This is a genomic window from Lachnospiraceae bacterium oral taxon 096, assembly GCA_018141845.1.
Taxonomy (GTDB): Bacteria; Bacillota; Clostridia; order Lachnospirales; family Lachnospiraceae; genus F0428.
On the sequence record CP073340.1, the window covers coordinates 2,231,608 to 2,241,876 of the forward strand.

General features: G+C 46.4%; 1 protein-coding gene. It reads right to left on the reverse strand.

Features of this window, described 5'->3' with window-relative positions; genetic code table 11:
* Positions 1-323 precede the first annotated feature (323 nt).
* Positions 324-10,247, reverse strand: coding sequence for a hypothetical protein (locus tag J5A74_10710; protein QUI95812.1), 9,924 nt, complete (start codon positions 10,245-10,247; stop codon positions 324-326).
* Positions 10,248-10,269 lie beyond the last annotated feature (22 nt).

A 10,269-nucleotide genomic window follows, 5' to 3' on the forward strand; every position in this document is an offset into this window, starting at 1 on the left:
GCAATTAGGACATGAATGAGTCTTGATATCCGTCTGAATATAAAATGAGATCGCATGATCATTTATAGATTTTATATTGACTTCTGCATCATTAATGCCTAAAATTTTAGCTAGGTCGTTCATATGAACACCTCCTCCAAGTGTAGTTGTGAAAAACTGGGGACTTGGAGTTTTTTTTATTTATAATAATAAAAAATGTTGAGATTAGCAATTGCCAATCCCAACATTAATTATAGAACCTTATTTATCTGCTTGACTCTTTGTTACTTACTTCATCTCTTACTTATCTATTACATCTCCATCTTATCTACACAACCTATTATCTATTCATTACTGTCATGCCCCTCATTATTGCCCTGATCTTGACTATCTTGTTCGCCGTGCTTTTTTCTTCTTTTTCTCTTAGCTGCAAGCATTGACCAAACAGCCGTACTTACACCTGTCATCCCTAAATAGGTTGACATTCTGGCATTATCACCTGTTTTTGGTATACGGCCACCTCGATTTCTCTGGTTATGTTCAGCCTTATCCTCTGCACTCTTTCTCCAGTTGGAATCTTCATACAGATTTCTGTCATTTTTATTCCTTCTTTTGCTGTCATTAATGCCTCTCAGATTTTCATCTGTATGTCTACTACTTGATTTTGTACTATCTCCATTTGATTCATTTCCTCTTTGACTCAAACTCTCGGATATTGAAGCTTCAATTTTAGCAGATCTCGAATTAGAGATCCAATAAGAAATAGAGTCTGATGTTGAGACAAACTGTGAATCTGATACAGAATCAGAAATAGACATTGAAAGTGATGTAGAATTCTGTGCACTATTTCTATCCGCAATGGATCCATGTGTGGAATTAACCCTTCCACCACCTCCATTGCCTCTTCCTCCATGATTTCCATGATCGTTGTAATGTCTCCAATCAATATTTTCAACACTCAAGCTCTCACTCACTGATAAGGAATCACTTGTACTCATTGAATCACTGATACTTGCACTAATGCTATCAAGTTGACTCATTTCTTCACTTTCACTCGCTGAAGCACTTACACTTGCGGAATCACTTACACTCAGGCTTGCATTGATACTGTCTACTGCACTAGTTGATTCACTCTCACTCGCTGAGATAGAACTACTTATGCTGTCAACTACACTTGTAGACTCACTGAGGCTGGCTGAACTACTTGCACTGGTGCTATCGCTAATGCTAGCTACCTCACTTGCTGATTCACTCTCACTTGCTGAGATAGAACTACTTATACTATCAACTACACTTGTAGACTCACTGAGGCTGGCTGAAGTACTTGCACTGATGCTATCGCTAATACTAGCTACCTCACTTGCTGATTCACTCTCACTTGCTGAGATAGAACTACTTATACTATCAACTACACTTATAGACTCACTGAGGCTGGCTGAAGTACTTGCACTAATGCTATCACTCACACTCGCTGAAGTACTTGCACTAATGCTGGCACTAACACTTGCTGAAGTACTTGTACTAATGCTGTCGCTAACACTCGCCGAAGTACTTGCACTAATACTGTCGCTAACACTTGCCGAATCGCTTGCACTGATACTATCGCTCACGCTTGCGGAATTACTTGCACTGATGCTGTCGCTCACGCTTGCTGAAGTACTTGCACTGATGCTATCGCTCACGCTTGCTGAGTTGCTCGCACTAATGCTATCACTCACGCTGGCTGAATCACTTACACTAATACTGTCGCTGACGCTTGCTGAAGTACTTGCACTAATACTATCGCTCACACTGGCCGAAGTACTTGCACTGATGCTATCGCTGACACTGGCCGAATCACTTGCACTAATACTATCGCTCACACTGGCCGAAGTACTTGCACTGATGCTATCGCTAACACTTACGGAATCGCTTGCACTAATACTATCGCTAACACTGGCCGAATCGCTTGCACTAATACTGTCGCTAACACTTGCTGAATTGCTTGCACTGATACTATCACTGACGCTAGTGGAATCGCTTGCACTGATACTGTTGCTCACACTTGCACTAATACTATCGCTGACACTGGCCGAAGTACTTGCACTAATGCTATCACTCACGCTTGCTGAATCACTTGCACTAATGCTGTCGCTGACACTTGCCGAAATACTTGCACTAATGCTGTCGCTCACGCTTGCTGAATCACTTGCACTAATACTGTCGCTCACGCTTGCTGAATCACTTGCACTGATGCTATCGCTGACACTTGCCGAAGTACTTGCACTAATGCTGTCGCTCACACTCGCGGAAGTACTTGCACTAATGCTATCACTCACGCTTGCTGAATCACTTGCACTAATACTGTCGCTGACGCTGGCGGAAGTACTTGCACTGATGCTATCGCTAACACTTGCCGAATCACTTGCACTAATACTATCGCTGACACTGGCGGAAGTACTTGCACTGATGCTATCGCTAACACTTAAGGAATCGCTTGCACTAATACTGTCGCTGACACTCGCTGAAGTACTTGCACTGATGCTGTCACTCACGCTTGCTGAATCACTTGCACTAATACTGTCGCTGACGCTGGCGGAAGTACTTGCACTGATGCTATCGCTAACACTCGCCGAAGTACTTGCACTAATGCTGTCGCTCACACTCGCTGAAGTACTTGCACTAATGCTATCACTCACGCTTGCTGAATCACTTGCACTAATACTGTCGCTGACGCTGGCGGAAGTACTTGTACTGATGCTATCGCTAACACTCGCGGAAGTACTTGCACTAATACTATCACTCACGCTTGCTGAATCACTTGCACTAATACTGTCGCTGACGCTGGCGGAAGTACTTGCACTGATGCTATCGCTAACACTCGCCGAAGTACTTGCACTAATGCTGTCGCTCACACTCGCTGAAGTACTTGCACTAATGCTATCACTCACGCTTGCTGAATCACTTGCACTAATACTGTCGCTGACGCTTGCTGAATCACTTGCACTGATGCTATCGCTAACACTGGCGGAATCACTTGCACTAATGCTGTCACTCACACTGGCCGAATCGCTTGCACTGATACTATCGCTCACGCTTGCTGAAGTACTTGCACTAATACTATCGCTAACACTTACGGAATCGCTTGCACTAATACTATCGCTAACACTTGCGGAAGTACTTGTACTAATACTATCGCTAACACTTGCGGAAGTACTTGCGCTGATGCTATCGCTGACACTGGCGGAAGTACTTGTACTAATACTATCGCTGACGCTTGCTGAAGTACTTGCACTAATGCTATCGCTCACGCTTGCTGAATCACTTGCACTAATACTGTCGCTGACGCTTGCTGAAGTACTTGCACTGATGCTATCGCTAACACTTGCTGAAGTACTTGCACTAATGCTGTCGCTCACACTCGCTGAAGTACTTGCACTAATGCTATCACTCACGCTTGCTGAATCACTTGCACTAATACTGTCGCTGACGCTTGCTGAATCACTTGCACTGATGCTATCGCTAACACTCGCCGAAGTACTTGCACTAATGCTGTCGCTGACACTCGCTGAAGTACTTGCACTAATGCTGTCGCTGACACTCGCTGAAGTACTTGCACTAATACTGTCGCTGACACTGGCGGAAGTACTTGCGCTGATGCTATCGCTGACACTGGCGGAATCACTTGCACTAATGCTGTCACTCACACTGGCCGAATCGCTTGCACTGATACTATCGCTCACGCTTGCTGAAGTACTTGCACTAATACTATCGCCAACACTTACGGAATCGCTTGCACTAATACTATCGCTCACACTTACGGAATCGCTTGCACTAATACTATCGCTCACACTTACGGAATCGCTTGCACTAATGCTGTCACTAACACTGGCGGAATCGCTTGCACTAATACTATCGCTGACACTCGCGGAAGTGCTTACACTGATACTATCGCTGACACTGGCCGAAGTACTTGTACTGATGCTGTCGCTCACACTTGCAGAATCGCTCGCACTGATACTGTTGCTGACACTTACTGAATCACTTGCACTAATGCTATCGCTAACACTGGCCGAATCGCTTGCACTGATGCTGTCGCTGACACTTACCGAAGTACTTGCACTAATGCTGTCACTGACACTCGCTGAAGTACTTGCACTAATGCTTGCGGAATCACTTGCACTAATACTGTCGCTGACGCTGGCGGAAGTACTTGCACTGATGCTATCGCTAACACTGGCGGAAGTACTTGCACTAATACTATCGTTAACACTTACGGAATCGCTTGCACTAATGCTGTCACTCACACTGGCGGAATCGCTTGCACTGATACTATCGCTCACGCTTGCTGAAGTACTTGCACTAATACTGTCGCTGACGCTGGCGGAAGTACTTGCACTAATGCTATCACTAACGCTTGCTGAAGCACTTGCACTAATACTGTCGCTCACACTTGCCGAATCGCTTGCACTAATGCTATCGCTCACACTGGCGGAAGTACTTGCACTAATGCTGTCTCTCACACTGGCGGAGTTGCTCGCACTAATGCTGTCGCTAACACTGGCTGAATTGCTTGCACTGATACTATCGCTGACACTTACGGAATCGCTTGCACTAATGCTGTCACTCACACTGGCGGAATCGCTTGCACTGATACTATCGCTCACACTGGCGGAAGTACTTGCACTAATACTGTCGCTGACGCTGGCGGAAGTACTTGCACTAATACTGTCGCTGACGCTGGCGGAAGTACTTGCACTAATGCTGTCGCTGACACTTACAGAATCACTTGCACTGATGCTGTCGCTCACACTTGCGGAATCACTTGCACTAATACTATCGCTCACACTTGCCGAATCGCTCGCACTAATGCTATCACTAACGCTTGCGGAATCACTTGCACTAATACTATCGCTGACACTTGCGGAATCGCTTGCACTGATACTGTCGCTTACACTTGTGGAAGTACTTGCACTAACACTGGCGCTGACACTGGCGGAATCGCTTGCACTAATACTATCGCTCACACTCGCTGAAGTACTTGCACTAATGCTATCACTAACGCTTGCGGAAGTACTTGTACTAATACTATCGCTCACACTCGCTGAAGTACTTGCACTAATACTGTCGCTCACACTTATGGAATCGCTTGTACTAATACTATCGCTGACACTTGTGGAAGTACTTGCACTAACACTGTCGCTGACACTGGCGGAATCGCTTGCACTAATACTATCGCTGATGCTTGCGGAAGTACTTGCACTAATGCTGTCACTCACACTGGCGGAAGTACTTGTACTAATACTATCGCTGACGCTCGCCGAATCGCTCGCACTAATGCTGTCGCTGACGCTGGCGGAAGTACTTGCACTGATGCTATCGCTCACGCTTGCTGAAGTACTTGTACTAATACTATCGCTCACACTGGCTGAATCGCTTGCACTAATACTATCGCTCACACTCGCTGAAGTACTTGTACTAATGCTATCACTAACGCTTGCGGAAGTACTTGCACTAATACTATCGCTCACACTTGCCGAATCGCTTGCACTGATGCTATCGCTGACACTGGCGGAATCACTTGCACTAATACTATCGCTGACACTGGTGGAAGTACTTGCACTAATACTATCGCTCACACTTGTGGAAGTACTTGCACTAATACTATCGCTCACACTTGCGGAAGTACTTGTACTAATACTATCGCTGATGCTCGCCGAAGTACTTGTACTGATGCTGTCGCTCACACTTGCCGAATCGCTCGCACTGATACTGTTGCTGACACTTACTGAATCACTTGCACTAATGCTATCACTAACGCTGGCCGAATCACTTGCACTAATACTGTCGCTGACACTGGCGGAAGTACTTGCACTAATACTATCGCTCACACTGGCTGAGTCACTTGCACTGATACTATCGCTCACACTCACTGAAGTACTTGCACTGATGCTATCACTCACGCTTGCTGAATCGCTTGCACTAATACTATCACTGACGCTAGTGGAATCGCTTGCACTGATACTGTCGCTGACACTTGTGGAAGTACTTGCACTAACACTGTCGCTGACACTGGCGGAATCGCTTGCACTAATACTATCGCTCACGCTTGCTGAAGCACTTGCACTGATGCTGTCGCTCACACTTGCCGAATCGCTCGCACTGATGCTATCACTAACGCTAGTGGAATCGCTTGTACTAATGCTATCACTAACACTCGCGGAAGTACTTGCACTAATGCTATCGCTGACACTGGCCGAAGTACTTGCACTAATACTATCGCTCACACTGGCCGAATCGCTTGCACTGATACTATCGCTCACACTTACGGAATCGCTTGCACTGATACTATCGCTCACGCTTGCGGAATTACTTACACTAATACTATCGCTAACACTCGCTGAAGTACTTGTACTAATACTATCGCTAACACTGGCCGAATCGCTCGCACTAATGCTGTCACTGACACTGGCTGAAATACTTGTACTAATACTATCGCTGACACTCGCCGAATCGCTCGCACTAATGCTGTCGCTGACGCTGGCGGAAGTACTTGCACTGATGCTATCGCTCACGCTTGCTGAGTTGCTTGCACTAATGCTATCGCTAACGCTTGCCGAATCGCTTGCACTGATACTATCGCTCACACTTGCTGAGTCACTTGCACTGATACTATCGCTCACGCTCACTGAAGTACTTGTACTAATGCTGTCGCTCACACTGGCTGAGTTGCTCGCACTAATGCTATCACTAACGCTTGCTGAAGTACTTGCACTAATGCTATCGCTGACACTGGCGGAAGTACTTGCACTAATACTATCACTCACACTGGCCGAATCGTTTGCACTGATACTGTCGCTCACACTGACTGAAGTACTTGCACTAATACTATCGCTCACACTGGCCGAAGTGCTTGCACTAATGCTGTCGCTGACACTTGTGGAATCGCTTGCACTGATACTATCGCTCACGCTTGCGGAAGTACTTGCACTAATACTATCGATGACACTCGCTGAAGTACTTGCACTAATGCTGTCGCTCACACTTACTGAATCACTTGCACTAATGCTATCGCTGACACTGGCGGAAGTACTTGCACTAATGCTGTCGCTCACACTGGCTGAGTTGCTCGCACTAATGCTGTCGCTAACGCTTGCCGAATCACTTGCACTAATACTATCGCTGACGCTTGCTGAAGTACTTGCACTAATGCTGTCACTCACACTGGCGGAGTTGCTCGCACTAATGCTATCACTAACGCTGGCCGAATCACTTGCACTAATACTGTCGCTGACGCTGGCGGAAGTACTTGCACTAATGCTGTCGCTAACACTTGCCGAATTGCTTGCACTGATACTATCGCTCACGCTTGCTGAAGTACTTGCACTGATACTATCACTGACGCTTGCCGAAGTACTTGCACTAATACTATCGCTGACGCTTGTGGAAGTACTTGTACTAATACTATCGCTGACACTTACAGAATCGCTTGCACTAATGCTATCGCTGACACTGGCGGAATTGCTTGCACTAATACTATCGCTAACACTGGCCGAATCGCTTGCACTGATACTGTCGCTTACACTGACTGAAGTACTTGCACTAATACTATCGCTGACACTCGCTGAAGTACTTGCACTAATGCTATCACTAACGCTTGCGGAATCACTTGCACTAACACTGTCGCTGACACTGGCGGAATCGCTTGCACTAATACTATCGCTCACACTGGCTGAATCGCTTGCACTAATGCTATCGCTAACACTCGCTGAAGTACTTGCACTAATGCTGTCGCTAACACTGGCGGAATCGCTTGCACTGATACTATCGCTCACGCTTGCTGAATCACTTGCACTAATACTATCGCTAACACTTACGGAATCGCTTGCACTAATACTATCGCTCACGCTTGCCGAAGTACTTGCACTAATGCTATCGCTGACACTGGCGGAAGTACTTGCGCTGATGCTATCGCTGACACTTGCTGAATCGCTTGCACTGATACTGTCGCTGACACTTACTGAATCGCTTGTACTAATACTATCTCTGACACTTGCTGAGTTGCTCGCACTAATGCTGTCGCTAACACTGGCTGAATTGCTTGCACTAATGCTATCACTAACGCTTGCTGAATCGCTTGCACTGATACTATCGCTCACACTGGCGGAATCGCTTGCACTGATACTATCGCTCACACTGGCGGAATCGCTTGCACTGATACTATCGCTCACGCTTGCGGAATTACTTGCACTAATACTATCGCTCACACTTACGGAATCGCTTGCACTAATACTATCGCTCACGCTTGCTGAATCGCTTGCACTAATACTATCGCTCACACTCGCTGAAGTACTTGCACTAATGCTATCACTAACGCTTGCGGAATCACTTGCACTAATACTATCGCTCACACTCGCTGAAGTACTTGCACTAATGCTATCACTAACGCTTGCGGAATCACTTGCACTAATACTATCGCTCACACTTGCCGAATCGCTTACACTGATGCTATCGCTCACGCTTGCTGAGTTGCTTGCACTAACGCTTACCGAATTACTTGCACTGATACTATCGCTCACGCTTGCTGAAGTACTTGCACTAATACTATCGCTCACACTGGCTGAATCACTTGCACTAATGCTATCACTAACGCTTGTGGAAGTACTTGCACTAATGCTGTCACTAACACTTGTGGAATCGCTTGCACTGATACTATCGCTCACACTCGCTGAAGTACTTGCACTAATGCTGTCGCTAACACTTGCAGAATCACTTGCACTAATACTATCGCTGACACTCGCCGAATCGCTTGCACTAATACTATCGCTGACGCTCGCCGAAGTACTTGCACTGATGCTGTCACTCACACTTGCCGAGTCACTTGCACTAATACTATCGCTCACACTCGCCGAAGTACTTGCACTAATACTATCGCTGACACTCGCTGAAGTACTTGCACTAATGCTGTCACTCACACTGGCGGAGTTGCTCGCACTAATGCTATCACTAACGCTTACCGAATCGCTTGCACTGATACTGTCGCTAACACTAGCGGAAGTACTTGCACTAATACTATCGCTAACACTCGCCGAATCGCTTGCACTGATGCTGTCGCTGACACTTGCCGAAGTACTTGCACTAATGCTGTCACTGACACTCGCCGAAGTACTTGCACTAATGCTATCACTAACGCTTGCTGAATCACTTGCACTAATACTGTCGCTGACGCTGGCGGAAGTACTTGCACTGATGCTATCGCTAACACTGGCGGAAGTACTTGCACTAATGCTGTCACTCACACTTGCTGAATCACTTGCACTGATACTATCGCTCACGCTTGCTGAAGTACTTGCACTAATACTATCGCTAACACTTACGGAATCGCTTGCACTAATACTATCGCTCACACTGGCGGAAGTACTTGTACTAATGCTGTCGCTAACACTTGCAGAATCACTTGCACTAATACTATCGCTGACACTCGCCGAATCGCTTGCACTAATACTATCGCTGACGCTCGCCGAAGTACTTGCACTGATGCTGTCACTCACACTTGCCGAGTCACTTGCACTAATACTATCGCTCACACTCGCCGAAGTACTTGCACTAATACTATCGCTGACACTCGCTGAAGTACTTGCACTAATGCTGTCACTCACACTGGCGGAGTTGCTCGCACTAATGCTATCACTAACGCTTACCGAATCGCTTGCACTGATACTGTCGCTAACACTAGCGGAAGTACTTGCACTAATACTATCGCTAACACTCGCCGAATCGCTTGCACTGATGCTGTCGCTGACACTTGCCGAAGTACTTGCACTAATGCTGTCACTGACACTCGCCGAAGTACTTGCACTAATGCTATCACTAACGCTTGCTGAATCACTTGCACTAATGCTATCGCTCACACTGGCGGAAGTACTTGCACTAATACTATCGCTCGCACTAATGCTGTCACTCACACTTGTGGAAGTACTTGTACTAATGCTATCGCTGACACTGGCGGAAGTACTTGCACTGATGCTATCGCTCACACTCGCTGAAGTACTTGCACTAATACTGTCGCTGACACTTACGGAATCACTTGCACTGATGCTGTCGCTCACACTTGCCGAATCACTTGCACTGATACTATCGCTCACGCTTGCGGAATTACTTGCACTGATACTATCGCTGACGCTCGCCGAAGTACTTGTACTAATACTATCGCTCACACTTGCGGAAGTACTTGTACTAATACTATCGCTCACACTGGCTGAATCGCTTGCACTAATACTATCGCTCACACTTGCTGAATCACTTGCACTA